Source organism: Sphingomonas sp. BK036, assembly GCF_004216825.1.
Taxonomy (GTDB): domain Bacteria; phylum Pseudomonadota; class Alphaproteobacteria; order Sphingomonadales; family Sphingomonadaceae; genus Sphingomonas.
On record NZ_SGXR01000003.1, the window covers coordinates 254,576 to 280,941 of the forward strand.

At 68.6% G+C, this 26,366-nt stretch carries 19 protein-coding genes; 8 read left to right on the forward strand and 11 right to left on the reverse strand.

Translation table 11 applies throughout. The features are described from left to right. Positions 1-2: 2 nt before the first annotated feature. A complete protein-coding gene (locus EV283_RS01270) occupies positions 3-6,509 on the reverse strand; it encodes a type I polyketide synthase (protein ID WP_165391666.1) in 6,507 nt (2,168 codons plus the stop codon). A gap of 5 nt (positions 6,510-6,514) precedes the next feature. Next, positions 6,515-8,446, reverse strand: a complete 1,932-nt coding sequence (locus EV283_RS01275) for a beta-ketoacyl synthase N-terminal-like domain-containing protein (protein ID WP_130322070.1) — start codon at positions 8,444-8,446, stop codon at positions 6,515-6,517. Between the two features lie 489 nt (positions 8,447-8,935). Here EV283_RS01275 and EV283_RS01285 point away from each other — a divergent pair, with 489 nt between their 5' ends. Then, positions 8,936-9,898, forward strand: a complete 963-nt coding sequence (locus tag EV283_RS01285) for an alpha/beta hydrolase (RefSeq protein WP_130322072.1) — start codon at positions 8,936-8,938, stop codon at positions 9,896-9,898. Between the two features lie 44 nt (positions 9,899-9,942). On the opposite strand, the gene EV283_RS01290 is transcribed toward EV283_RS01285, so the two are convergent. The 3 genes from EV283_RS01290 to araD1 are packed head-to-tail and all read right to left on the reverse strand — an operon-like array spanning position 9,943 to position 13,431. Then, positions 9,943-11,502 carry an alpha-L-arabinofuranosidase C-terminal domain-containing protein gene (locus EV283_RS01290; protein WP_130322074.1) on the reverse strand — a complete coding sequence of 520 codons (1,560 nt, stop codon included), beginning with the start codon at positions 11,500-11,502 and terminating at the stop codon, positions 9,943-9,945. A 7-nt stretch (positions 11,503-11,509) separates the two neighbouring features. Further along, positions 11,510-12,436, reverse strand: a complete 927-nt coding sequence (locus EV283_RS01295; RefSeq protein ID WP_130322076.1) for a Gfo/Idh/MocA family oxidoreductase — start codon at positions 12,434-12,436, stop codon at positions 11,510-11,512. A 2-nt stretch (positions 12,437-12,438) separates the two neighbouring features. After that, the gene (araD1, locus tag EV283_RS01300; protein WP_130322078.1) at positions 12,439-13,431 is read right to left on the reverse strand and encodes an AraD1 family protein; all 993 of its coding nucleotides are present in this window, start codon (positions 13,429-13,431) and stop codon (positions 12,439-12,441) included. Positions 13,432-13,612: 181 nt separating this feature from the next. Between araD1 and EV283_RS01305 the strand changes: the two genes are divergently transcribed. Beyond that, complete coding sequence (locus tag EV283_RS01305; protein WP_130322080.1) at positions 13,613-14,374, forward strand: FCD domain-containing protein; 762 nt, start codon at positions 13,613-13,615, stop codon at positions 14,372-14,374. Between the two features lie 130 nt (positions 14,375-14,504). Next, the gene (locus EV283_RS01310; RefSeq protein WP_130322082.1) at positions 14,505-15,842 is read left to right on the forward strand and encodes an amidohydrolase family protein; all 1,338 of its coding nucleotides are present in this window, start codon (positions 14,505-14,507) and stop codon (positions 15,840-15,842) included. 10 nt (positions 15,843-15,852) lie between these two features. On the opposite strand, the gene EV283_RS01315 is transcribed toward EV283_RS01310, so the two are convergent. Beyond that, positions 15,853-16,566, reverse strand: a complete 714-nt coding sequence (locus EV283_RS01315; protein WP_130322084.1) for a VIT family protein — start codon at positions 16,564-16,566, stop codon at positions 15,853-15,855. 1 nt (position 16,567) lies between these two features. Beyond that, entirely contained in the window at positions 16,568-17,218 is a 651-nt protein-coding gene (locus EV283_RS01320) for a BON domain-containing protein (protein WP_130322086.1), read from the reverse strand. A 172-nt stretch (positions 17,219-17,390) separates the two neighbouring features. Here EV283_RS01320 and EV283_RS01325 point away from each other — a divergent pair, with 172 nt between their 5' ends. From EV283_RS01325 to EV283_RS01340, 4 genes are all read left to right on the forward strand, one after another. Further along, positions 17,391-18,209: a universal stress protein gene (locus EV283_RS01325; protein ID WP_130322088.1), complete on the forward strand. Its 819-nt coding sequence runs from the start codon at positions 17,391-17,393 to the stop codon at positions 18,207-18,209. Positions 18,210-18,471: 262 nt separating this feature from the next. Continuing rightward, a complete protein-coding gene (locus EV283_RS01330) occupies positions 18,472-20,067 on the forward strand; it encodes a PAS domain S-box protein (RefSeq protein WP_165391667.1) in 1,596 nt (531 codons plus the stop codon). Then, the gene (locus EV283_RS01335; protein ID WP_130322090.1) at positions 20,064-20,696 is read left to right on the forward strand and encodes a response regulator; all 633 of its coding nucleotides are present in this window, start codon (positions 20,064-20,066) and stop codon (positions 20,694-20,696) included. The genes EV283_RS01330 and EV283_RS01335 overlap by 4 nt, the downstream gene beginning before the upstream one ends. 69 nt (positions 20,697-20,765) lie before the next feature. Continuing rightward, positions 20,766-21,158 (forward strand): hypothetical protein, encoded by a 393-nt coding sequence (locus EV283_RS01340; protein WP_130322092.1) that lies wholly within the window; start codon positions 20,766-20,768, stop codon positions 21,156-21,158. A 1-nt stretch (position 21,159) separates the two neighbouring features. Here EV283_RS01340 and EV283_RS01345 read toward each other — a convergent pair whose 3' ends face one another. The 4 genes from EV283_RS01345 to EV283_RS01360 all read right to left on the reverse strand — a co-directional run bounded on the left by EV283_RS01345 (position 21,160) and on the right by EV283_RS01360 (position 25,731). Then, positions 21,160-21,435 (reverse strand): hypothetical protein, encoded by a 276-nt coding sequence (locus EV283_RS01345; protein WP_130322094.1) that lies wholly within the window; start codon positions 21,433-21,435, stop codon positions 21,160-21,162. Between the two features lie 129 nt (positions 21,436-21,564). After that, positions 21,565-22,593: an acetate kinase gene (locus tag EV283_RS01350; RefSeq protein ID WP_130323808.1), complete on the reverse strand. Its 1,029-nt coding sequence runs from the start codon at positions 22,591-22,593 to the stop codon at positions 21,565-21,567. Then, the gene (locus tag EV283_RS01355) at positions 22,581-24,965 is read right to left on the reverse strand and encodes a phosphoketolase family protein (RefSeq protein WP_130322096.1); all 2,385 of its coding nucleotides are present in this window, start codon (positions 24,963-24,965) and stop codon (positions 22,581-22,583) included. The genes EV283_RS01350 and EV283_RS01355 overlap by 13 nt, the downstream gene beginning before the upstream one ends. Before the next feature lie 82 nt (positions 24,966-25,047). Next, positions 25,048-25,731 carry an NAD(P)H-dependent oxidoreductase gene (locus tag EV283_RS01360; RefSeq protein ID WP_130322098.1) on the reverse strand — a complete coding sequence of 228 codons (684 nt, stop codon included), beginning with the start codon at positions 25,729-25,731 and terminating at the stop codon, positions 25,048-25,050. Between the two features lie 362 nt (positions 25,732-26,093). On the opposite strand from EV283_RS01360, the gene rpsU reads away from it, so the two are divergent. Continuing rightward, positions 26,094-26,294, forward strand: a complete 201-nt coding sequence (gene rpsU / locus EV283_RS01365) for a 30S ribosomal protein S21 (RefSeq protein ID WP_031393196.1) — start codon at positions 26,094-26,096, stop codon at positions 26,292-26,294. Positions 26,295-26,366 lie beyond the last annotated feature (72 nt).

Here is a 26,366-nt window from a genome sequence, read left to right on the forward strand (position 1 = left end):
GGCTATTCCGCTGCTGGTTCGTAGGTAGGCGTCGCCCCGATCAGGCTCTCGATCTCGTCCAGTATGTCTTCGGCACTGGCAGCCGGCGCGGACGGCGGCGCCGTCGTCGCGACCGGCAGCATGGTCTCCAGCAGATGCCGTCCGATCCGGTCGAGCGTCGGATAGTCGAACAGCAGCGATGCCGGCAGCGTCCGCCCCAGCCCGCGATTGAGCCGGTTGCGCATGTCGACCGACATCAGGCTGTCGAACCCCTGGTCGGCCAGCGGCTTGTCCGCGGCGATCGGCTCGCCATGCGCGTACCCCAGCGTCTGGCGCGCCAGGTCCTGCAGGTAGCGGCGCATCATCTCCTCGCGTTCGCCGGCCAGCGCCGCCTCCAGCTCGGCGATGATATCGCGCGCGACCGCGTCCTCGGCCGCATGCACCGTTGCCGTCTCCTTGGCGCCGACCAGAGCCGCGAACAGCCCGGCCCTATCGTCGAGCCCGTGCGCGCGCCCATACGCCCCCCAGTCGATATCCGCGACGACGGCCTGGACGGGTGGATCGGCGAGCAGCCGCGCCATCGTCCGCAGCGCCTGCGCGGGCGCGATCTGGTGGATGCCCTGCAGGATGAAGCGATCGGTCTCCAGCGTCGCGGCCATGCCGGCTTCCGCCCATGGCCCCCAGTTCACGCTGACAGCCGCCAGCCCCCGCCGTCGCCGATACAGCGCGAGACCGTCGAGCCCGGCATTGGCCGCGGCATAGCCGCCCTGGCCGAGATTGCCGATCATCGCGGCAACCGAGGAGAAGCATACGAACAGGTCGAGATCGAGATGCCGCGTCGCTTGGTGCAGCAGCCACCCGCCGGTCACCTTGGGCGCGAGGATCCGGTCGAGCTGCGCGCGATCGAGGTCGGCGATCATCCCGTCCTCCAGCAGCCCGGCCGCATGGAACACCCCGGCCAGTGGCGGGTGCGCCGCGGCCGCCACCATCCGCTCGACATCCGCCGCCACAGCGACGTCACCCGCCACGATCGTCACCTGCGCGCCCTCCGCCTCGAGCGCCTCGATCGCCGCCCGCGCCGCATCGGTCGGGCCGCGGCGCCCGGTCAGCACCAGATGGCGCGCGCCCGATTCGACCAGCCACCGTGCCACGTACAGGCCAAGCGCGCCGAGCCCGCCCGTGATCAGATACTGCGCATCGCCGCGCACAACCCCGTCGCGCGCCAGCCGCATGCGGCGGGCTTCGTCTTCGCGGCTCAGCACGATCTTACCGATATGCCGCGCCTGCGCCATGAACCGGAACGCGTCCTCCGCCTCGGCCATCGGGAAGACCGTGACCGGCAACGGCTCCAGCCGCCCCTGCGCCACCTCGACGAGAAGCTGCTCGAACATCGCGACCAGACTCGCCGGATCCTCGAGCGCAACCGCGGCGAGGTCGAACGGGCGATACAGCGCGTGCGGGTCGCGCGCCTGCGCCTGCGCCTCGTCCCAGATGCCGATCTTCCCCATTTCGAGGAAACGCCCGCCCGGTGCGAGCACGTCGAAGCTGGCCCCGATGAAGCTTCCGCTCAGCGAATTGAGCACCATCGTCACCCCGCGGCCGTCGGTCGCGAGTCGGATCTGCTCGACGAAATCCAGGGTGCGCGAGCTCATGATATGCGTGACGCCCATGGCTTCGAGCACCGCGCGTTTCTCGGGCGAGCCGACCGTCGCGAACACCTCGGCCCCGGCCGCCAGCGCGAGCTGCACCGCCGCCATCCCGACGCCACCGGCCGCCGCATGGATCAGCACGCGATCACCCCGCTGCATGCCACCCAGATGATGCAGCGCATAATAGGCGGTCAGCAACGCGGCGGGCAGCGCCACCGCGGTCACCGCCGACATGTCCGCGGGTTTTCTCACGACCAGCGCGCGGTTGACCGTGACATGGCTGCCGATACAGCCCGGCGCCGCCAGCGCGATCACGGTATCGCCCAGTGCCAGTCCGCCCGCAGCACTCCCCAGCGCAACGATCCTGCCGACCGCCTCGAAGCCCAGCAGCCCTGCTTCGCCGGGATATTGCCCCAGCGCGTTCAGCACGTCGCGAAAGTTGAGGCCGGCGGCGAGAACCTCGATCTCGACCTCGTCCTTGCCGGGCGCCGCGCGCGCAAGCCGCGCAAACCGCAGATCGTCGAGCGTCCGGAGCGGCCCCCGATCGAGTCTGTATTTCTGCCCGTCGGCAAGCTTCGGCAGCGTATCTTGCCGACGATCCGTGGACGGCACCAGCCGCGCGGCAAAGACCTGCCCACCGCGGCGGATCGCAAGCTGGTCTTCCCCGCCGGGATGCGCGACCAGTGCCGCCAACGCAGCGATGCCGGCGGCGTTGGGTCGCGGGTCGACGTCGATCAGCCCGCCCCACAATTCGGGCATTTCCGACGCGATCGCGCGTCCGAAGCCCCAAAGCGCGGCACCCGGGAGCGTCGGCCGGGTCGCACCCCCATCCTCCGGAACCACCGCCTGCGCTTGCCGGCTCAGCAGCCACAACCGCGCCTCCACCGGTATCGCGCCACGGTTGAGCGCCTGCACCACGGGCAGCACCGCGGCGAACGTCGCACGCGTCTCCGCCACCGGATCGGCGCCCGACTCCTCCGCGGCAAACACCAGCGTCACCCGCGCCAGCGCCCGCCGCGCCAGCCATGTCTCGACGGCACGCGCAAAATCGGCACCCGGTGCCAGGATGAGGCATTCGCCGCCCGATGCGACGATATGCGCCGCCAATGCGCCACCCCATGCATTGCCGGCGTCGCCCCCGGACAGGACGATCCAGCCGGTCCCGTGCAGGTCGGCGTCGGCGGTGACGGTGATCGGCTGCCACGCGATCCGCTGGACACGCTCGCGGTTGTCGTCGCGCATCTCCTGGTACAGCGTCGCGCGATCGGTCCGCTTGAGCAGGAACCCCTCGATCGCGAGCACCGCCTCGCCGTGCGCGGTGCACGCCAGGATCTCGGCCTTGACCACTTCGCCGCCCACCTCGACCCGGCTGTGGCAGAAGAGCGGCTGGTCCAGGCTGCCGTACAGGCCGACCCGGGCCATGTGCAGCGGGATCAGCACGCTCTCGCCGTCGAGCAGATGGCCGGCGGATCGCTCACACGCCGGCAGAACGGTCTGCAGCATCGAATCAATCAATCCCGGATGGATCGCCTCGCCATCGATCGGCTGGGGTGCGGCGATCCGGCACAGCGCCTCGCCATCCCCCTTGGCGATCTCGCGGATACACTGGAAATTCTCGCCGGTCTTGTAGCCGAGCGTCTCGATCAGCGCGTAAAAGTCCGCGGGTGCCATTTGCGCGGTGCAACGGCGGCGGATCGCGTCCAGGTCGACCCGATCGGACCTGCCCGGCATCGCCGTCATGCGGCCTTCCGAGTGGACGGTCCATACGTCTCCCGGTGCGTCCACGGCCTGGCTGGCCACGGTGTACACCGGCGCGGTGTCCCCGGTCATGCCAAGCTGGACCAGTCGCGACGCGGCTGCCTCGATGACGAGGGGCGCGGTAAACGACACATCCTCCAACCCGCGACCATGCCCCGCCGCGGCAAACGCCATCGACAAATGCGCGGCGGCAGGGGAGATGATCACACCGAAGATCTGGTGCTCCACCAAAAACGACGGCGCCTCAGCCGTGAACAGCGCTTGATAGAGCGCAGCCCCGCTCGGCAAGAGTCGCGAATGGATGCGCTGCCCGAGATACGGGTGCGCATGGCCCGCACTCACGATCGGCGCATGGCGTCCGGCATCGACGATCGGCGCGCGATAGTAACGCGTCCGCTGAAAGGGATAGGTCGGCACCGCGACCCGCGCGCGATGGCGGTGATAGACCGCTTTCCAGTCGATATCGACGCCGCTGACGTAAAGCCGCGCCAGGCTCTGCAACGTCGAGCGGCGGTCATCGTCCGCCCCCCGCACGAGCGTCCCCAGGAACTGACGCCCCTCCGGATCGATCGATTGCTGCGCGAGCCCGGCCAGCACGGGCGCCGGGCCATATTCGAGAAAATGCGACACGCCGTCTTCGGCCAGCGCGGCGGCGGCGGCGGCAAAGCGCACCGGTGCGCCGATCTGCCCGGTCCAATAGTCGGCGCACGCCATCTCGTCGGGACCAGCGCGGCGGCCCGTGACGGTCGAGACGATCGGCATGCTCGCGCTCCCGAACGGTCGCGCGGCGACGCCTGCAAAGTCCGCGACCATCGGCTGCATCAGCGTCGAATGGAACGCGTGTGACACGCGCAACTGCTGCGCCCGGATGCCGCGCTGCTCCAACTCCGCGAGCAGCGCGCGCACCGCCTCGGCCGGGCCGGAAACGACGACATCGTCGGGCGTATTGACCGCGGCGAGGGAAACGTTTGGGGTGGATGTGAGGAACGGCGCGATCATGTCTTCGCTGGCGAAGACCGCGGCCATCGCGCCGCCGTCGGGAAGTGCCTGCATCAGCCAGCCCCGCGCGCATACCATCTCGATCGCGGCGTCGAACGACAGGATGCCGGCGACGTGCGCCGCGGCGAATTCGCCGATGCTGTGACCGCACACGACCTGCGGCACGACGCCCCAGGATTCCCAGAGCCGATACAGCGCGAGCTCGACCGCGAAGAGCGCCGGCTGCGCAAACCCCGTCTGCTGAAGCTCGGCATCGCTCGCGCCATCGCCATAGAGCAGATCGACCAGCCGCCGGCCGAGGCGATCCCCCACCGCCGCGTCGCAGGCGTCGATCGTCGCCCGAAACACCAGTTCGCCGGCATAGAGACCACGTCCCATGCCCGCATATTGCGATCCCTGCCCCGTGAAGAGCCCCGCAATCCGCGGCCGCGCCCCACCGCTCCCGGTAGCGACCGCGCGGTCCGGCTTGCCCTCGACGAACGCGGTCAGCCCGGCGATCAACTCGTCGGCATCGCGCCCGACGACCGCCACGCGCTGCGCCATATGGTGCCGCCCCGCAGCCGCGGTCGCCGCAGCCGCCGCGATGGGCGCGGTCGGTGCCGACAGCCATTCCCGCCAGCGCGTTGCAAGCGCCACCAGGCCTTCCGCGGTGCGCGCCGACAGCGGCAGGATCAGCGCCTCGCCCACGCCCCCGCTATCGCCCACGTCCGGAACGGCGCCGGCCTTGTCCGCCGACAAAGGCGCCTCTTCAAGGATCACATGCGCGTTGGTGCCGCTGAACCCGAACGAGCTGACCCCCGCGCGCCGCGGCCGATCGCCGAGCGACCAGGCGGTCCGCTCGGTGACGACCTTGAAGGGATAGCGACCCCAGGGGATGTGCGGGCTCGGCCGGTCGAGATGGAGGTGAGCAGGAATTTCCCCGTGGCGAAGACATTGCACCGCGTGGATCAGCCCCGCGATCCCGGCGGCTGCCTCTAGATGCCCGATATTCGATTTGACCGTGCCCAGCACCACGGGGCGATCGACGGGGCGGTCGAGCATCACCCGGCCGATCGCCTCGACCTCGATCGGGTCGCCCAGCGACGTCCCGGTACCGTGCACCTCGATATAATCGATATCGACCGGCATCAGTCCGGCGCGATCGAGCGCTTCGCGAATGACGCGCTCCTGCGCCAGGCCATTGGGTGCCGTCAGCCCGTTGCTCTTGCCGTCCTGGTTCACGGCGGACCCGCGGATCACCGCGAGGATGCGATCGCCATCGGCCTGTGCATCGGCGAGACGCTTGAGGACCACCATGCCCCCGCCTTCGCCGCGACCATAGCCGTCCGCCGACTCATCGAAGGTCTTGCACAAGCCGTCGGGCGAGATCGTGCCGAGCTTCGACGACGCGATGTGGAAGACCGGCGACAGCATCAGGTTGATCCCCGCCGCCAGCGCGACGTCGCTTTCGCCTTCGCGAAGGCTCTGGCATGCGAGGTGGACCGCGACGAGCGAGGAACTGCAGGCGGTGTCGACCGCCAGGCTCGGCCCCTCGAAACCGAACGTGTACGAGATACGGCCCGCGGCGGGCGCCATGCAGGTCCCCGTCAACGAATAGCCGTCGATCAGTTCGAGCCGCCCCGAATGACGATGCGCCTGCGCATAATCGTCGCTCGATATCCCGACGAACACCCCGGTCGCGCTGCCCCGCAGACTGGCCGGGTCGACGCCCGCATCTTCGAGCGCTTCCCACCCCAGTTCGAGCAGCAAGCGCTGCTGCGGGTCCATGCTCAGCGCTTCCTTCGCAGAAACGCCGAAGAACGGCGCGTCGAAGGCATCGACCGCGATGTCCAGGAAATTGGCCTGCGCGGCATGCGTCCGCCCCGGGGTATCCGCCGCCGCACTGTAGAATTGCGATTCATCCCAGCGATCGGCGGGGATCGGACCCGCGGTGTCTTCGCCGCGGCACAGGAGCGACCACAGCGCATCGGGATCGTTGGCCCCCCCCGGCAACCTGCACGCAATCCCGACAATCGCGATCGGCTCCGCGTGTCTGGCCTCCAGGCTGGCGACACGCGCCTGCGCACGTTTGAGCGCGATGAACGTCTTCTTGAGCGTGTCGACGTTGGTGTCTTGGGCGGTCATGTCCGTCATAGCCTGTCCACTTCACGATCGATGAGGGCCGCCAAGTCATCGGCGGAAAGCGCGTCCAGAAACTCGAAATCGCGATCGGGCTGGGCCGGCGGCGCGACGAAGGCGCGGCGCGTAGCGGCGGGGCGTGCCTCGCCCGCAAGCAACCCCGCGATCCGGGCGAGCGTCGGATAGTCGTAGAGCAACCCGACCGGCAGCGTCCGCCCCGTCGCGCGCTCCAGCTGGCGGCGCAGTTCGACCCCCAGCAACGAGGTAAAGCCTTGCTCCTGCAACGGCACGTCCTCCTCCAGCGCCGGGGAACCGCCAAGCACCGTGCGCGCATGATCGCGTACCAGCGCCCGCCAGTCGTCGATGCGATCGGGCAACCCGGCAGGTCCATCCCCGGGCTGGCGCTCCACCATCGGCGCGCGCGCGGTTTCGCCCGCTAGATCGATCCAGTGACGCTGCGGATCCAGGGGGTGGCCCGGCATCGCGACGAACCGCGCGCCCAGCGGTTGATATAACCGTCGCCAGTCGACCGCATCCCCGGCCTCCCAAGCCAGTGCGAGCGCGCGCAACCGCCCCTCCAGCGGCGCGCGATCCTCCCCCGGTTGAGCATGCGATTGCGTGGCCCCCTCACGCAGCGTTGTTACGATCGCCGCGACATCGTCGCCAATCACCGCCCACCTATGGGGGAAGCCAGTGCGCCCCGCCCCCAAGGTGAACGCCGCGTCGACCAACGTCCGCGGCGCCGCCTCCAGCCAGTCTGCGATCGCGATGGCCATCGCCGAGAGCGCGGCGGGTGTTCGCGCCGAAAGCGGCAGGATCACCACCCCCGCCATCCCCGCGGCATCCCGGTTCGGTGCGGGCGGCGCCTGTTCGAGGATGATGTGCGCGTTCGTACCGCTGAAACCGAACGAACTGACGCCCGCGCGGCGCGGTCGATCGCGCGCGGGCCAATCCATCGTCGTCGACGGGACCCGCATCGCGACCGTCGCCCAGTCGACATGCGGCGTGGGGTCATCGAGGTGCGGGTGACCGGGGACCACACCCTTCTCCAGCGCCAATACGCTCTTGATCACGCCGGCCAGCCCGGCCCCCGCTTCGAGATGGCCGATATTGGTCTTGACCGATCCGATCAGCAGCGGCGTCGCCGGATCGCGGGTCTTCGCATAGCTTTCGGTCAGCGCCTTGAGTTCGATCGCGTCGCCCAACGGCGTTCCCGTCCCATGCGCCTCGACATAGTCGATATCGTCGGCGTCGAGCCCGGCGTCCCTGAGCGCGCGGGCGATGACCCGGCTTTGGGCAACGCTGCTCGGCGCGGTCAGCGTTGCCGTGCGGCCATCCTGGTTGATCGCCGATCCGCGATAGAGCGCCAGCACGGCGTTCGCATCGCGCCGCGCCGCGTCGAGCGGCTTGAGCACGAGCGCACCCGCTCCCTCCGCGCGGACATAGCCGCTGGCGGCCGCATCGAATGCGCGGCAGACGCCGTCGGGCGCGAGCAGGTTCATCGCTTCGAGGCAGGCGAACAGATTGGGCCGCAGCAAGGCATTGACGCCAAGCACCAGCGCCGCCTCGCACTCTGCGTTGCGGATCGCCTGGCGCGCGAGATGCAGCGCGACGAGCGAGGAGGAGCAGGCGGTATCGACCGCGAGGCTCGGCCCGGTCAGACCGAAGCTGTAGGACAGCCGCCCTGCCGCCGCCGCGAACGACGCCCCGGTCGCGGTAAAGGGATCGGTACCAGCGCCGGGATGCCATAACCCGCGCCCCTGATGATCGCCCGTGCTGATCGCCCGTGCTGATCGCGACGAACACGCCGATGTCGCGTCCGGCCTCTGGATCCGCGACGATTCCCGCGGCTTCGAGCGCGCGCCAGCCGACCTCGAGCAGCAGGCGCTGCTGCGGATCGAGCGCGCGTGCTTCGGCCGGGGACATATCGAAAAACGCAGCATCGAAATGTTCGGGAAACGACGCATCGAGGAAGCCGCCGAACCGGCCCACAACGTCCTTCGTCGCGATGGGCGTCTCTGGCCAGCGCCCCGCCGGCACCGGCCGTACCGCCGAACCACGCCGATCGAGAAGCTGCCACAAACCCGCCGGATCGTCACAGCCGCCAGGATAGCGGCACGCCATACCGACGATAGCGATACTATCCCCGTCGACCGGAACAGCACGAACGTCGTCCGATACTTGACGGTAATACATGGCCCCCGCCTTCCACACCTAGGTCAGTAAGGCCTCATTGCACGCGGGTTGGGACCATCCACGCGCAGATGCATCCATTTCTTCACGCTTCTTCATTCTGATGGAGGTCTCGTAGAGCAGGATCCCGAAATCACATTCATTCTGGAAGAGTTTGGCGCCGGATACGCTTAGTATTGGACAATGGTAGCGCCCTCTTTATTGTCCGCATCAACAATAAAACACGAGGGAGAGCGAGCATGATTCGTGCGATGAGAGTCACCGCGACCGGTCGGGATGCCCGCGCCGGGCTGGGCTGGATCGGGATTGCCGCCGCGCTGCTGCTGGCGGCGCCCGTCTCCGCACAAAACGACAAGATGGTGCCGATCGCCGCGCCCGCGCAGCCCGATGCGATCGAACTTGATACCGGCAAACTGCCCGACGCGACCGCGCCCGAAGCGTGGCACAGTCAATATGGCAGCGTATTCACGCGCAACGTCACGCTCGCCACGCTGACGCCGTTCCTGCCCGATGCCGCGACCGCGACGGGTACCGCGGTGATCGTCGCGCCGGGCGGCGGATTCAAGACGCTGTCGATGCAGAACGAAGGATGGGACGTCGCGCGCGCGCTTGCCGCCAAGGGCGTGGCGGCGTTCGTCCTGAAATATCGGCTGAACCCGACGCCCGTCGCGATGCCCGCGTTCGAGCGGTCGATGGCCGAGATGTTCGCCCCCGGCGCCCGCCCGCCGCGCCTCCGCCCCGATGCGATGATCGCCGGCCTCGCGCCGCAGATCGCCGATGCGCGCGCGGCCTTCGCGCTGGTGCGCCGCCGGTCGGGCGAATGGCATATCGACCCGGCGCGGATCGGCATGGTCGGGTTTTCAGCCGGCGCGATGCTGACGATGGCGACGACGGTCGCCGGCGGCGATGCCAAGCCCGCGTTCATCGGCAACATCTATGGCCCGCTCGCGGCGATGACCGTCCCCGCCGACGCACCCCCGATGTTCGTGGCGCTGGCCGCCGACGATCCGTTCTTCGGCACCGGCGGGTTCGGGCTGATCGAAAGCTGGCGCGCGGCGAAGCGTCCGGTCGAGTTCCACCTGTTCGAGCAGGGCGGCCACGGGTTCGGCATGTATCCCAAGACGACCACGAGCACGGGGTGGTTCGACGAATTCACACGCTGGATGGCGATGCACGACCTTCTCAAGCCGGCGCGCCAATAGGGCTAGCCAAGCGCCCGCCGGCTAGTCCGGCGGGCGCTGCCTGGTCATTTCAGTTCGAGCATCACCACCGACATCGGCGGCAGCGTCACCGCCAGCGTTCCGCCGCTCAACCGCGCGCCGTCGAACGCCGTCGGCGCGACGACATTGGGCGCCTCGAAGCTGTTATGCGCGGTCATCGTCGACGCGGTCAGCACCTGTCCGGTGACGCCTTGCGCGGTCACGCCGGGCAGCGTCGCCGAGACGCTGGTGGCCTTGTTCGGATCGAGGTTGGCCAGCGCGATCCGCACGATGCCGTCCTTGCCGCGCACCGCCGACGCGCTGACCGCGGGCATCGTCCACGCGTTCTTGTTGTACCAGGGCGACGTGATGTCGATCGGCAGGACGGTGCCGTCCATGTACGGCTTGTACATCGCGAACACGTGATAGGTCGGCGTCAGCACCATCTTGGCGCCGTCGGTCAGGATCATCGCCTGCAGCACGTTCACCATCTGCGCGATCGCGGTCATCTTCACGCGATCGGCATGCTTGGCAAAGATGTTGAGGTTGACCGCGGTCACCATCGCGTCACGCAGCGTGTTCTGCTGGCGCAGGAAGCCCGGATTGGTCCCCGGATCGGGCGCATACCATGTGCCCCATTCGTCGACCGCCAGCCATACCTTCTTCTGCGGATCATATTTGTCCATCGCCGCGCTGTGCTTGGTCAGCATCTCGTCCATCCGCAGCGTCTCGGCGAGGACGTGCGCCCACTCCTCCTCGCCGAACACGGTCGACGACAGCTTGTGCTCCCAGGGCGCCGCGACCGTATAATAATGCATCGACAGCGCATCGACCTGATCGCCCGCCTCGCGCATCATCGTCTCGGTCCAGGCATAGTCCGCCGAGTTCGCGCCGCTCGCGATCTTGGTGACCTTGGTCCCCGCCGGTGCCTTGATGAAGGTGGCATAGCGGCGCGTCACGTCGGCGGCATAGGGCGCACGCATGTTGCCGCCACAGCCCCACAGCTCGTTGCCAATCCCGAAGAACGGCACCGCCCAGGGCGCCTTGTGGCCGTTCTTGGCGCGTTCGTCGGCCAGCGTCCCGGCGGGCGAGGTCATGTATTCGACCCACTCCGCCATTTCCTGCGGCGTGCCGTTGCCGACATTGCCCGAGATATAGGCCTGCGCGCCGAGCTGTTCGACCAGGTCCATGAACTCGTGCGTGCCGACCGCATTGGGCTCGGTCACGCCGCCCCAGTTGGTGTTGATCTTGACCGGGCGCTTGCCCCTGGGGCCGACCCCTTCGCGCCAGTGATATTCGTCCGCGAAGCAGCCGCCGGGCCAGCGCACCGCGGGCACCGCGATCCCGCGCAACGCGGTGACGACGTCGGTGCGGAATCCGCGGACGTTGGGGATCTTCGAGTTCGGACCGACCCACAGCCCGCCATAGACGCCGTTGCCCAGATGCTCGGCGAACTGCGTGAAGATGCGCCGGTCATAGGTCGGTCCGGGCGTGTCGGCGTGCACCGTGAGCGTGGTGGCCGGAGCTGGGGCGGCCGTCTGCGCGGTGGCGATACCCGCGCTCGACAACAGCAGCGCACACGCCAGGCTTTTCAGAGTCCGGGTCATTCTTGGCTCAATCATCGAAAGCCTCCACCGAATTGCGGGTGCCGCGCAGGAATGCGTCGGCGACGAGTGTGAACGGGGTCGTGTCGACATCGCTTCGGCCATCGCGGACCAGCGCGGCGAAGCGCGTGTAGAGGCCGGGATATTCCTCATCGTCGTTGTGCACCGTGCCGCTCGGCAACGTCAGCACCGCACCGCCCTTGGCAAGGCTCAGCGTGCCGGCATCGGTCTCGACGACGATGTCCCAGCTTTGCGGGCCGGTCTGGCGCCAGTCGAGATCCATCGTCATCGGCGCGCCGGCAGCGGTCCGGAACGCCAGGTCGGCGGCGATCGGCGCGGCGCGGTTGGCGGGCGTCGACAGCGTGGCGGACGTCAGGAAGAAGGGCTGCGGCAGGATCTCGGTCGCGATCGACAGCGCGTTGATCCCCGGATCGAACACGCCCAGCCCGCCCGGCTCCCAGATCCACGCCTGCCCCGGATGCCAGACGCGCACGTCCTCGCGCCACACGATCGACACGCGCTCGATCCGCTTGTCGGCAAGCCATGCCTTGGCGGGCGCGACACCAGCGGCAAACCGCGAATGCCACCCTGCGAACAGCGTCGTTCCCGTTTCGGCGGCCTGGTGCTCAAGCGCGTCGACTTCGGCCAGCGTCGCGCCGGGCGGCTTTTCGAGGAAGACGTGCACGCGTCTGGCGAGCGCCATCGAAGCCAGCTCGTACCGCACCTGCGGCGGCGTGCAGAGCGCGATCGCGTCGATCGCCGGCCCCTCGGCGAGCAGCGCGTCGAGCGAGGTGAAATTGGCGATACCGTCGACGCCCGGATCGCGCGGGCTGACGCTCGCGACGAGGTCGAAATCAGCGTTGCTCGCGATCGACGGCAGATGCTGGTCGCGCGCGATCTTGCCCATGCCGATAACGGCGATGCGGATAGCGGCCATGCTCACAGTGCCTTCACGACGACCGGCTGCGGCGCAGCCTTGGTTAGCGTGTTGCGCAACGGCAGCGTGAACGGTGCGGCCTCAATCTCGAACATATCGCCCTCGCGCGTCGCCACGCCGTCGGCGAACGACAGCGTCGCGGTGCCGAAGAAATGGACGTGCACGTCACCCGGACGGCGGAACAGATCGTATTTGAAGTGATGCGCCTCGAGATTGGCGATGCTGTGCGACATGTTCGCCTCGCCCGACAGGAACGGCTTTTCCCACAGCAGCGCACCGTCGCGGTGGATCCGGCTCATACCCTCGATATGTTCAGGCGGCGTGCCGACCAGCAATTCGGGCCCGAGCGACGCCTGGCGCAGCTTCGAATGCGCCAGCCAGAGGTAATTGTGCCGCTCGGTCACGTGATCGCTGAACTCGTTGGCGAGGCACAGGCCGAGGCGGAACGGCGTGCCGTCCGGGCCGATCAGATAGATGCCGGCAAGCTCGGGCTCCTCGCCGCCGTCCTGCGCGAAATCGGGCATCGTCAGCGCCGCCCCCGGCGCGACCAGCCCCGAGCCATCGCCCTTGTAGAACCATTCGGGCTGCTGCCCGCGCGCGCCATCGGCGGGCTTCCCGCCTTCGACGCCTTCGAGGAACATCCGCATCGAATCGGTCTGCTTGTCGGCGTCCGCGGCGGCGCGGTGCATCTTGTCGCGCCCCTCGGCCGAGCCAAGATGCGTCAGGCCCGTGCCCGTCATGATCAGATGCGCCGGATCGCCATGATCGATCGGCGAGGTCAGTCGCCCCGCGGCAAGCTCGGCAGCAATATCGACGCTCGCCCACGTCCCGCACGCGGCGACCGCGGCGGCCAAATCGCTGCCGGCGGCAATCGCACGCTCGGCCAGCGCGCGAACGCTGTCGACGCCGGCGACGAACGCCGCCCCCGTCTCGGTGGCCGCGATCACCGATCGCGCGCCGTCGACGCCAACATGCTGCAACAAGCGCAAGGTCATCAGTCTCTCCTCCGCAGCGCGCCGTCGTTACGGTTCGCCTTTGATCCTTCGGTCAAGCAGCAGAGCCGCCGTCGCCCCCAAGCCCTTATACTCCGACATATAAGCGCGTCCGGGCTTTGGCAATCTTTGTCGTTCCTTGATTGCGCAGGGGCTGTTACGCCGAGTTCAGGGAGCACGCGCTATGACGGACATCGATATTATTGAGGGCAATGGCGCAGACGAAACGCCGATCGCGCGCGTTCCCCGCGGCACCGGACGGCGTCTTCACGGCGCGGTCGCGCACAAGCTCGGCACCGCGATCCTGTCGGGCGAATATGCCCCCGGCGACACGCTGTCGGGCGAGGTCGAGTTCTCCAAGACGCTCGACGTTTCGCGCAGCGCCTACCGGGAGGCGGTCCAGGTGCTGACCGCCAAGGGGCTGGTCGAAAGCCGCCCGAAGATCGGCACGCGAGTCCTGCCGCGCAGCCGGTGGAACCTGCTCGATCCCGACGTGCTCGCCTGGGCGTTTGCGGGCGAACCCGACATCACCTTCGTGCGCGGGCTGTTCGAATTGCGCGCGATCGTCGAACCCGCCGCCGCCGCGCTCGCCGCGGAACGTCGCGAGCGGACCGACCTGAAGGTCATGAAGGATTCACTCGCGGCGATGCGCCGGCTGACGCTGGCCACCGAAGCCGGCCGCGCGGCGGATCGCGAGTTTCACGACGCGGTGCTGACCGCGACGCGCAACGATGCGCTGATCGTGTTGAGCGCCAGCATCGGCGCCGCAGTCAACTGGACCACGCAGTTCAAGCAACGCGGGCGCGCCCTCCCGCGCAACCCGCTCCCCGATCACATGCTGGTCTATGAAGCGATCGCCGCGGGCGATGCGAACGCGGCCAGCACGGCGATGCGGACGCTGGTCGATCTCGCGCTGGAGGACACCAAGCTGGCGATGGCGCGCTGACCCAGCCCGCAGGACAGATTGTCATACTATTCGTCGAAACACCCGTCTGGACGGCCCCTAACCTTCCCCGCGCCCCTTGCGGCCGCGTCGCGCTTCGGCAACCATGGCGCAAACGGGGGAGAGAATAACCATGAAGGCACGTGTGATCGGTCTGTTGGCCGCTGCTGCGATGACCGCGTCGATGACCGTCGCAATGCCGGCATTGGGCCAGGCCAAGCCCGCGACGATCACCTATATCCACGCCGGATCCGTGCTCGATCGGCCCGGCCAGACGCCGCGCGGCAACACCACGATTATCGTTCGCGACGGCAAGGTCGTCGCGCTGCGCGATGGCTTCGTCGCCCCCGAAACAGGCGCCACGCTGGTCGATCTGCGCAACGCGTTCGTGCTGCCGGGGCTGGTCGACATGCACGTCCATCTCTGGGGTATCGGCGGCGATCCGCTGCGCGCACGGCTCGAGGCGCTCAACCGCGACCGGTTCGACGACGAGATGACCGCGGTCGCCAACGCCCGAACGACACTCGTCTCCGGCTTCACCTCGGTCCGCGATCTCGGCGGCGACCCGCGCGGCATCCGCGCGCTGCGCGACGCGATCGACGCCGGCACGGTCGAGGGTCCGAGCATCACCAACGCCGGCGAGATGATCTCGGTGACCGGCGGGCATGGCGATGGCGGCAACGGCCTCGCCGAGGAGTTCGCCGAGATGGTCCACGCCAAGGAAGTGAATTTGTGCGACGGCCCCGACGATTGTCGCCGTGCGGTGCGCGCGCAGGTGGCGATGGGCGCCCGCGTCATCAAGTTCGCCGCGACCGGTGGCGTGCTCTCCAACGTCAGCGGCGGGCTGGGCCGCGCGATGACCCCTGAGGAAATGCGCGCGATCATCGAGACCGCGCATGCGCTGGGCCGCAAGGTCGCCGCGCACAGCCATGCGGCCGAGGGGACCAGGGCAGCGCTGGAGGCGGGCGTCGATTCGATCGAGCACGGCACGTTCCTCGACGACGATACGATCCGGCTGTTCAAGACCAAGGGCGCCTATCTCGTGCCGACCGAGATCGCGCCGGTCGCCGCCCTCGCCCAGGCGCGTAGCGGCGCGCTGCCGCCGGCGACGATCGTCAAGGCGGAGGAGGCCGCCGCAGCCATGGCCGCCAGCCACCGTCGCGCCTACGCCGCCGGGGTCAAGATTGCGTTCGGGACCGATACCGGCGTGTCGAAGCACGGCGACAACGCGACCGAGTTCGCGGTGATGGTCAAGAACGGCCTCACCCCGACCCAGGCGATCGCCGCGGCGACCGTCGGCGCCGCGGACCTGCTCGGCCGCAGCGACATCGGCACGCTCGCGCCCGGCAAGACCGCCGACATCATCGCCGTCGCCACCTCGCCGCTGACCGACGTCACGCAGCTCGAGCACGTGACCTTCGTCATGCACCGCGGCGTCGTCGCGAAATCACCGGCCGGAGACCTGCGCTAAAGGTCGCGGATCACACCGCGCCGCCGATCAGGTGACCGATCGCCGCGGTCGCCGCCATCGCGAACGCCCCCCAGAAGGTCACGCGCGCGGTCCCGCGCCAGACGGTCGCGCGCCCGGTCTTCGCGCCGACCGCGCCGAGCAGCGCGAGGAACAGCAGCGACCCTGCGCCGACCGCCCAGATCAGCGATCCCGGCGGCACGACGAACACGGTCAGCAACGGCAACGCCGCGCCGACCGTGAAGCTGGCCGCCGACGCGAACGCCGCCTGCACCGGCCGCGCCCGCGCACCCGGCGTGATGTCGAGCTCGTCGCGGGCATGCGCGCCGATCGCGTCGCGGGCCATCAGCTGCGTGGCGACCGCGTTGGCGGTGTCCGGATGCACCCCGCGCGCGACGTAGATCGCCGCCAGCTCGGCCAGTTCGCCGCGGGGATCGTCGATCAGTTCGCGCCGTTCACGCGCGAGTTCGGCGCGCTCGGTATCCGCCTGCGCGCTGACCGAGACATATTCGCCCGCCGCCATCGACATCGCGCCCGCGACCAGCCCGGCGGTTCCGGCGATGACGATGGCGCTCGTCTGGCCGGCCGCCTGCACCGACGCCGCCGCGACGCCAATGATCAGGCTCGCGGTCGAGACGATCCCGTCATTGGCGCCGAGCACCGCCGCGCGCAGCCAGCCGATCCGGTCGGCGACGTGACGTTCGCGGTGCGACGACAGCGCGCGCACCTCAGACGATCTCGAGCATGTTCTCGACCTTCACCGCGCCCGGCGCCGCCCAGGCGGTGCGCTCGGCGACCATCCGGTCGTGCGGCGAGTCGACCGATCCGGTCAGCCGTACCGTGCCGCCATCCACCGACACCTTGATCGTGTCACCATCGAAGAACCACGAGCGGTGCAGCGCGGTCCGGATATCGTTGCTGACATCGGTCACGTCGACGCGCGGTTTCAGCGTGATGTGGTTGATCACGCCGACCACGCCCGCCAGCGGCCGCACCGCCGCCTCGGCGGCGTCCCGCTCAAAATGCCAGCGTACCTCGCCGCGCAGGCTCACCCAGCCATCCTCGACCTGCGCCTTCACGCTGTCGTGCGGGATCGTCGTATCCCAGGACAGCCGCTCGACGATCGCGCTGGCGATGGCCTCGTCGCCGCGCTTGAAGCGGTCCTCCAGCTGCACCTCGATCGCTTCGACCACCGCCTTGACGCCGTCGACGCGCGCCGCGGCGCGTTCGGCGGCGTATTTCGCCGCATAGCTGCCCGCACGGCCGCTCAGCGTGACGACGCCGTTGTTCGCGGTCACGCCGATATGCCCGGCGGGGACGCTGGGATCCCAGTTCAGTTCGGCGAGCACGGCCTTTTGCAGTCTTGCGTCGTGCGACATGACACTCTCCCAAAGCGCGGCACGGGCAGTCTCGTACCGATGCCCGCAATCCTATCGGCGCGGTCGTCAGCCGACAGTGTCGGGAACTACGCAGATCGCCCCCTTGCGTAATTCCCGATCCTTTTCCGCGCCCGCCCCATCGCCGACAAGGCGGCAAGGAGGGAGACCCCGCATGACCTATTCGACCCTGATGGTGCACCTCGATGGTGGCCGCCCCAATGCCGCGCTGCTTGATGTCGCGGCCACGCTCGCCGACCAGTATGACGCCGCGGTGATCGGTATCGCGGCCTGCCGACCGATCCCGATCGCGACGTGCGACGGCTATCTCGGCGGCGAATATGCGGTGATCGAACGCGAGCTGGTCGCCGACGAACTCGCCCGCGCCGAGACCGAGTTCCACGCGCACGAGCGCCTCGCGCGGCACAGTCTCGAATGGCGGTCGCTCCCGACGCTCGCCAACCTCGCGCACGTCGTCGCGCAGCAGGCGCGCGCCGCCGATCTGGTCATCACCAGCGCCGGGCCTGGCTTGACCGACCTCGCGACGCATGCCGACACCGGCGATCTGATCCTGCGCGCAGGCCGTCCCGTGCTCGTCGTTCCCGACGGTCCCGCCACCGCGACCTTCTCGACCGTCATGGTCGCGTGGACCGACACGCGCGAATGCCGCCGCGCGATCAGCGATGCGCTGCCGATGCTCCGCGCCGCCGACCGCGTCGTCATCGCCGAAGTCGCGATCGACGCGATCGACGCGCGCGCGCCGATCGCCGACGCCGCCGCCTGGCTCGCGCGCCACGGCGTCTCTGCGGACAAGGTCGTCGCGCGGATGAAGGGCACCAGCATCGACACGCTCGCAGCCCTCGCCGACGAGGTCGAGGCGGACCTCGTCGTCGCCGGCGCCTATGGCCACAGCCGGATCCGCGAATGGGCGTTCGGCGGCGTGACGCGCGACCTGCTGCTGCGCAGCCAGCGCTGCACGCTGTTGTCGCATTGAGCGATGACACGCTGCGCAATCCGCAAGTATCTGGGAACGCTCGCAGTAATAAATCCAAGACTAGGTATTGGCGGCACGATCCTGTTTGCGATTACGGCGATCGAAGGAATATTGGCGTATAGTGGATAATTCGCCTAACATGGGTAATGTTTCGATGTCAGCGGCCGGGATATCGGGTTCTGACGGATCGGAACCGTTCGCCGAACAGGGCCCATCGCTCAATGACTTGCCGCCTCGCGCCACGAGCAATCGTACCGCCCGCATGATCGCGTCCCAATCTGGGCAGGGTCACGAGACGCCGGAGTCCGTCGCGCGCGGCGATGCGACGCTGGCGGAGGAGCTCGGGCTGCTGATCGACGGCGCCACGACCTATGCGATCTACATGCTCGATCCGCAGGGCCGCGTGACGATCTGGAACCGCGGCGCCGAGCGGATCAAGGGCTGGGCCGAGGCGGAGATCATCGGCCGCGACTTCGCGATCTTCTATCCCGCCGACGATATCGCCGCGGGCAGGCCGCACGCCGACCTCGCACGCGCGCACGCCTGCGGACGGATCGAGGAGGAGAGCTGGCGGGTCCGCAAGGACGGCTCCGAATTCCTCGCGCACGTGACGATCACCGCGCTCCACGACGACGCGGGCGCGCTGCGCGGGTTCGGCAAGGTCATCCGCGACATCACGCAGGACAAGGCCGCCGAGGCCGCGATCGTGCGGCGCGAACATCATCTCCGCTCGATCCTGAACACCGTCCCCGATGCGATGATCGTGATGAACGAAAACGGCATCGTCTCGTCGTTCAGCGCCGCGGCCGAACTCGTCTTCGGCTACGCGGCGAGCGACGTCATCGGCCGGAACGTCGCGATGCTGATGCCGCAGACCGAGGCGCGCGATCACGACCGGCATCTGCGCACCTACCGCGAGACGGGCGAGCGCCACGTGATCGGCAACGTCCGGCTCGAGCACGCGATGCGCAAGGGCGGCGAGACCTTCCCGATCGAGCTCGCGGTCGGCGAGGCGTCGATCGCCGGCGAACGGATCTTCACCGGCTTCATCCGCGATCTGACCAACCGCCACGCGACCGAACGCCGCCTGCAGGAGCTGCAGTCCGAGCTCGTCCATGTCTCGCGGGTCAGCGCGATGGGGACGATGGCCTCGACGCTCGCGCACGAGATCAACCAGCCGCTGACCGCGATCGCCAATTATCTGGAGGCGGCGCGGGCGATGATCGGCGACAGCCACGACGTGGTACCGGCCCCGGTGCTTTCCGACGTCGCCGAGGCGCTGGAGCTGGCGGCGGCGCAGTCGTTGCGCGCCGGCGCGATCGTCCGGCGGGTCCGCGCGTTCGTCGACGGCGGCGATACCGGGTTCCGCGACGAACGGCTCGACCTGCTCGTCGAGGAGGCGACCAGCCTCGGCCTGCTCGGCGCGCGCGAGGCGGGGATCGCCGTCTCCACCCACGTCGCACCGGGCGGCGCGATGGTGCTGGTCGATCGCATCCAGATCCAGCAGGTGCTCGTCAACCTGATCCGCAACGCGATCCAGTCGATGGCGGCCTCGCCCGACAAGGTGCTGACGATCGCCACCGCGCCCGAACGCGACGGCTGCATGCAGATCACCGTCGCCGACACCGGCACCGGGATCGACGCCGGGGTGCGCGCCCGCCTGTTCGAAGCGTTCGCGACCACCAAGGAGGACGGCATGGGGCTCGGCCTGTCGATCTGCCGGACGATCGTGGAGGCCCATGGCGGACGGATCTGGGCGGAGGGCATCGCCACCGGCGGCACCGCCTTCCACTTTACCGTGCCGCTCGCCGCCCGACCGGATTCCTCTGAAACAGCCGACGAGGGGCAACGCCGGTGACCGATCCGACCCGTATCGTCCACATCGTCGACGACGACGAGGCGATCCGCCAGTCGATCGGCTTCCTCCTGCGCAAGGACGGCTATGCGGTCGAGATTTATCCCAGCGGCACGCAGTTCCTGAAGGCGGCCACGCGCGAGACTCGCGGCTGCGTGCTGCTCGACGTGCGGATGCCCGATCTCGACGGACTGGAGGTCCAGGCGCAGCTCGCCCAGTCGGGCATCGCGCTGCCGGTGATCATGCTGACCGGGCACGGCGACGTCACGCTGGCGGTCCGCGCGATCAAGGCGGGCGCGATCGAGTTTCTCGAAAAGCCGTTCGAGCGCACCGCGCTGCTCGCCGCGATCGAGACCGCGCTCGCGCATGCCGCACGGACGAACCGGGAGCAACTCGCCGCGGTCGATGCGCGCATCAGGCTCGCCGCGCTCACCCCGCGCGAACGCGACGTGCTCGACGGCATGGTGCTCGGCCGCCCGAACAAGCTGATCGCGTTCGACCTCGACATCGCCACGCGCACCGTCGAGGTCCACCGCGCCAACCTGATGGACAAGCTGGCCGCGCGCAGCCTGTCGGATGTCCTGCGCATCGCGTTTGCGGCGGGGCTTGGCGATCCCGCCGAGCCTGGCTGACCCCCTCGCCTACTACGTACAGACGTATGCGGACGCGCATGGCATCGAAGGGTCCGACAAGGACGCCCGATGACAAACTACCCCATCCCGCCGCATGACGGCATCGTCGTCTCGCTGGTCGACGGCGATCCCGCGCTCCGTCGCGCGCGCCAGATCATGCTACTCTCCGAAGCCTATGACGTGCGCTCCTATGCGACCGGCGCGGCGCTGCTCGCCGATCCCCGCTCGCGCGCGGTCGCCTGCATCGTCGTCGATATCGGCGGCAGCGGCATGGACACGCTCCACGCGATGCGACAATCGGGCTGGCGCGGTGGGGCGATCCTGCTCGGCACCGCCCCCGCGCCCGCACTGGTCCACGCAGCCGAACGCAATGGCGACCGCCTGCTCGACCGCGCCGCCGGCGACGCCCCCCTCCTCACCGCGATCGCCGCTTCGATCGCGGTGAGGAGGCCCGGAGGGTAGACTAGCTGGCGAGCTTCAGCGTCATCCGGGGCCGCAGCGTCCCCCGTCGCAACGCCGGTGCCAAGACCGGCAAGACCGCGCGCCGCGGGGTCGCCACCGCCGGCTCGGCGATCAGGCACAGCACCGTTGCAGCCAGAGCGTCGAGCCGCGCAGCATACAGCCGCGCCAGCGTCTCGTGTGCGGCACGCGCGCACGGCCCCGCCGCGGCATCGGCCATCGCGCGCGTGGCAGCGAGGCGATGCTGGACGTAGAGCATCTCGGTCTGGATAGCGTTCATCGCAAATTCCCCGCTGGTCCGCGCCCGCTGCCGCACCATGCGGGGTCTGGAGAGCTGATCCACATCAAGACAATATCGCGAGTGGGCCATAGAGTCGGGCATCGGAAAACACGTAATCCCCGGGTTTCGTCAGGCGAGCGTGGCGGCGTGACGCGCGATCTGCGCATCTTCCCGCGAGGGCAGTATCCGAATTTCCAGCCCCGGCACCCATGCCAGCCCCGCCCGGATCGCGCGCGCCGTCGGCGCATCATGCTCGCCGATCCCGCCGGTCAGCACGAGCATGTCCGCACCCCCGAGCGAGGCGATCATCGCCGCGACCTGCTTGCACACCGATCGCTCGAACATCCGGATCGCGAGGTCGGCGTCCTCGGCCACGGTGGCGCGCAGGACCCGCATGTCCCCCGACACGCCGGACACCCCGGCCATGCCCGATGCATGATCGACCAGCGTCGCCAGCGCGGGCGCGTCCAGCCCGGTTTCGCGCAACAGGTGCAGCAGCACGCCCGGATCGAGATCGCCCGTCCGCGTCGCCATCATCACGCCACCGGTCGGGGTCAGCCCCATGCTGGTGTCGATCGAGCGGCCATCGCGTACCGCCGTCACGCTCGCGCCATTGCCAAGATGCGCGATCACCAACCGCGCGGGCAGCTCGCCGCCGAGCTGCCTCACAATCGACTCGCACGACAGCCCATGGAAGCCATAGCGACGTATCCCGCTCGCCCGGTAGACGCACGGGATCGGCAGCGTCGTGGCGATATCGGGCATCCCCGCATGGAACGCGGTATCGAAACACGCGACCTGCGGCACGCCAGGATAGCGCGCCGCCGCCGCGCGGATCAGCGCGAGCGACGCCGGCTCGTGCAACGGCGCGAACGCGCACGCCATCGCCAGATCCGCCATCACCGCTTCGTCGATCCTGCAATGCGAGTCACGATGCGGCCCGCCATGGACGATCCGGTGGCCGATCACCGTCGGCGCCGGCCACGCCCGTAACGCGCGCTCGATCGCGTCGAAGACATGGCCATGGTCATCGGTCGTCTCGATCGTCCCGCCGACCTGCAGGACCGCCGCCTCGTCGACCGCGTACAGCCCGTATTTCAGCGACGACGACCCGCTGTTGAGCGCCAGGACAACCGCGCCCGCCACTAGCGCGACCATTGCCAATCACGCACCTCCGGCAGATCGTCGCCCTCTTCGGCGATATGCAGCTTGTGCCGCTCCATCGTCGTCCAATAGCGCGCGGTCTCGTGCGGAACACGATCGCGCAGCCGCGGGATCCGCTCGATCGCGTCGAGCGCCAGCCGATAGCGGTCGAGATCGTTCAGCACGACCATGTCGAACGGCGTCGTCGTCGTGCCCATCTCCTTATACCCGCGGACATGGATGTTCGCATGGTTGGCGCGGGCGTAGGTCAGCTTGTGGATCATCGCCGGATAGCCGTGGAACGCGAAGATCACCGGCTTGTCGGTGGTGAACAGCGCATCGAACTCGCGCTCGTCGAGCCCGTGCGTATGCTCGGACCGCGGTTGCAGCACCATCAGGTCGACCACGTTCACCACCCGAATCCGGATGTCGGGCACATAGGCGCGCAGCATCGTCACCGCCGCCAGCGTCTCGAGCGTCGGCACGTCGCCCGCACACGCCATCACCACGTCGGGGTCGGCATCGTCGCCCGCCCAGTCCCAGATCCCTACGCCCGCGGTGCAGTGTCGCACCGCCGCGTCGATCCCGAGCCATTGCCATTCGGGCTGCTTGCCCGCGACGATCACGTTCACATAGCCGCGGCTGCGCAAGCAGTGATCGCCGACCGACAACAGGCAGTTCGCATCGGGCGGCAGATAGATCCGCGCGACGTCGGCGGTCTTGTTCGCGACGTGATCGATGAACCCCGGATCCTGGTGCGACAGCCCGTTATGATCCTGCCGCCAGACATGCGAGGTCAGCAGATAGTTGAGCGACGCGATCGGCCGCCGCCACGGAATGCCGCGCGTGACCTTCAGCCATTTCGCATGTTGGTTGACCATCGAATCGACGATGTGGACGAACGCCTCGTAGCACGAGAACAGCCCGTGCCGCCCGGTCAGCAGATACCCCTCCAGCCAGCCCTGGCACAGATGCTCGCTCAGCACCTCCATCACCCGGCCATCGGGCCCAAGATGCTCGTCGACCGGCTCGACCTCCGCCATCCACACCTTGCCCGACACGTCGTACACATCGGCAAGCCGGTTCGACGCGGTCTCGTCCGGTCCGAACAGGCGGAAGTTCACGCTCGCCAGGTTGAGCTTCATCACATCGCGCAGATAGCGGCCGAGCACGCGAGTCGCCTCGGCCTTCACCTGGCCCGGCGCCTCGACCGGCACCGCATACGCCCGGAAATCGGGCAGCGACAGCGGCACCATCAGCTCGCCGCCATTGGCATGCGGGTTCGATCCCATCCGCCGGTGCCCGGTCGGCGCGAGCGACGCATAGTCCGCGAGGAACTTGCCCGACGCGTCGAACAGCTCCTCGGGGCGATAGCTGCGCATCCAGTCCTCGAGCTGGCGCAGATGCTCAGGGTTCTTGAAGTCCGCGATCGGCACCTGGTGCGCGCGCCACGTGCCCTCGACCGGCTTGCCGTCGACGATCTTCGGCCCGGTCCACCCCTTGGGCGTGCGGAACACGATCATCGGCCAGCGCGGCCGCGCAGGCGTCGCGCCGGGCACACGCGCCGCGGCCTGGATGGCGTGGATCTTCGCCAGCGCCTTGTCGAGCGCGGCGGCGAGCTGATGGTGGACGACGGCGGGGTCACCGCCGCCGACATAAAAGGGCTCATGCCCATAGCCGCGCAGCAACGCGTCGAGCTCATGCCCGTCGATCCGGGCGAGGATCGTCGGGTTGGCGATCTTGAAGCCGTTGAGATGCAGGATCGGCAGCACCGCGCCGTCGCGCGCGGGGTTCAGAAACTTGTTCGAATGCCAGCTCGCCGCCAGCGCGCCCGTCTCCGCCTCGCCGTCGCCGACCACGCACGCGACCAGCAGGTCCGGATTGTCGAACGCCGCGCCATAGGCATGCGCCAGCGAATAGCCGAGCTCGCCGCCCTCATGGATCGATCCCGGGGTCTCGGGCGCGACATGGCTCGGAATCCCGCCCGGCCACGAGAATTGCCGGAACAGCCGGTGCATGCCGCTGCGGCTCCGCTCGATCGCGGGATAGCGCTCAGTATACGAGCCCTCCAGATAGGTGTTCGCCACCAGCCCCGGACCGCCATGCCCCGGCCCGATGATGTTGATCATGTCGAGGTCGTGCGCGACGATCAGCCGGTTGAGATGGACGTAGAGCAAGTTGAGCCCCGGCGTCGTCCCCCAATGGCCGAGCAGCCGCGGCTTGACGTCGGCGATCGTCAGCGGCCGTTCGAGCAGCGCGTTGTCGCGCAAATAGATCTGCCCGACCGACAGATAGTTCGCGGCGCGCCAATAGGCGTCCATCCGGCGCAGCATGTCGGGCGACAGCGGGTGAGTCCTGGTCGGCGCAAGCGTTGCAGCATCGCTCATGTCCGATTTCGCAGCCGTGACGCGCAATCGGCGGCGGAGCGCGATGTGTAGGCCATGTGGTTTCCTTTGATGGGCATGAAGTTCAGCATGCGATGCGCGCGACGAGTCCCGGATCGGCCAACAGCGCCTCGTCGCCGAACGCGATCTGCGCGCAGGTCCGGCGCGCCTGTGCGGCAACGTCCTGCAGGTGCCGGCTGGCGGCAGACGGGTTCAGGCCCGGCACGATCTGGGTAAATCGCCGATGCTCCTGCGACCGCATCCCGAAGGCGTGGACGATATATTGGTCGAAGATAGCGTTCAGTCCCTGACCCTGCCCCTGTTCGTCGAGCCAGGTCTTGCTGGCCGCCGACGTCGAGAAGCTCAGCAGGCGCCGGCCCCCGAGCAGGTCGGTCCGTACCCGGCCCTGCATCGGCTCGGGTTTCACCCCCGCACCGAACACCCGCTCGACATAGCCCTTGAGCATCGCCGGCGCGCTCCCGAACCAGATCGGGTAGATCAGCACGAACACGTCGCACCCGTCGATCGCGGCGATCTCGTCCAGCACGTCCTGGCGACAGGCCGGGCTCGGCAAAGTCAGGCGCTCCGCTGCCGTCAGCACGGGGTCGAACCCGATCGCATACAGGTCGCGCAGGACGACGCGCTGCCCGGCCGCGACGACCGTATCGCGGTAGGTCCGTGCGATCGCGTGATTGAAGCTCGCCGGATCGGGGTGGCACAGGATCACCGCATGGCCCCCGCCCGGTGAAGTTCGCTCATCGACGATCATCGCAACGTCCTCGCAGGAAAGCTCCGCCCGCGCTGCGGCGACCAGCGGATCGGAGTTCGGAAAGTCGTGACCGGTCTACCGGATCGCGATCGGCCACGTGCCCCTCGGGAATTACGCAGAACCGCGAGATACCGGCGCCCGATCCGATTCGGATCGGCGACTCGGGTTCCAGCAGGTATCGGCTGCGACCGCCCATTGCGGGACCGGTAACGCTGAAATTACCGAATTGAGGGCGTCGGATCGTGCCCGGAAGCGCCTATCTGCGCTTTCCGATGCATTTCCGGGGTTGGCTTCCTTGCCACTGCGCCATAAAGCGACGGCAACTCACCATTGCGCCGCTGCGCGTCGAAAGCCTTTCTACCATGCAGATCATCGTTCGCGACAACAATGTCGATCAAGCCCTCCGCGCTCTCAAGAAGAAGCTGCAGCGCGAAGGCGTCTATCGTGAAATGAAGTTGCGCCGCCACTACGAGAAGCCCTCGGAAAAGCGCGCGCGTGAGCATGCCGCTGCCGTGAGCCGTGCGCGCAAGGCAGACCGCAAGCGGGCCGAACGCGACAATTAAGTCCTGCAGCCGAGCGGTTCGCCGCTCGCTGGGAATGTAATGACGGGGGCAGGATCCATCGATCCGCCCCCG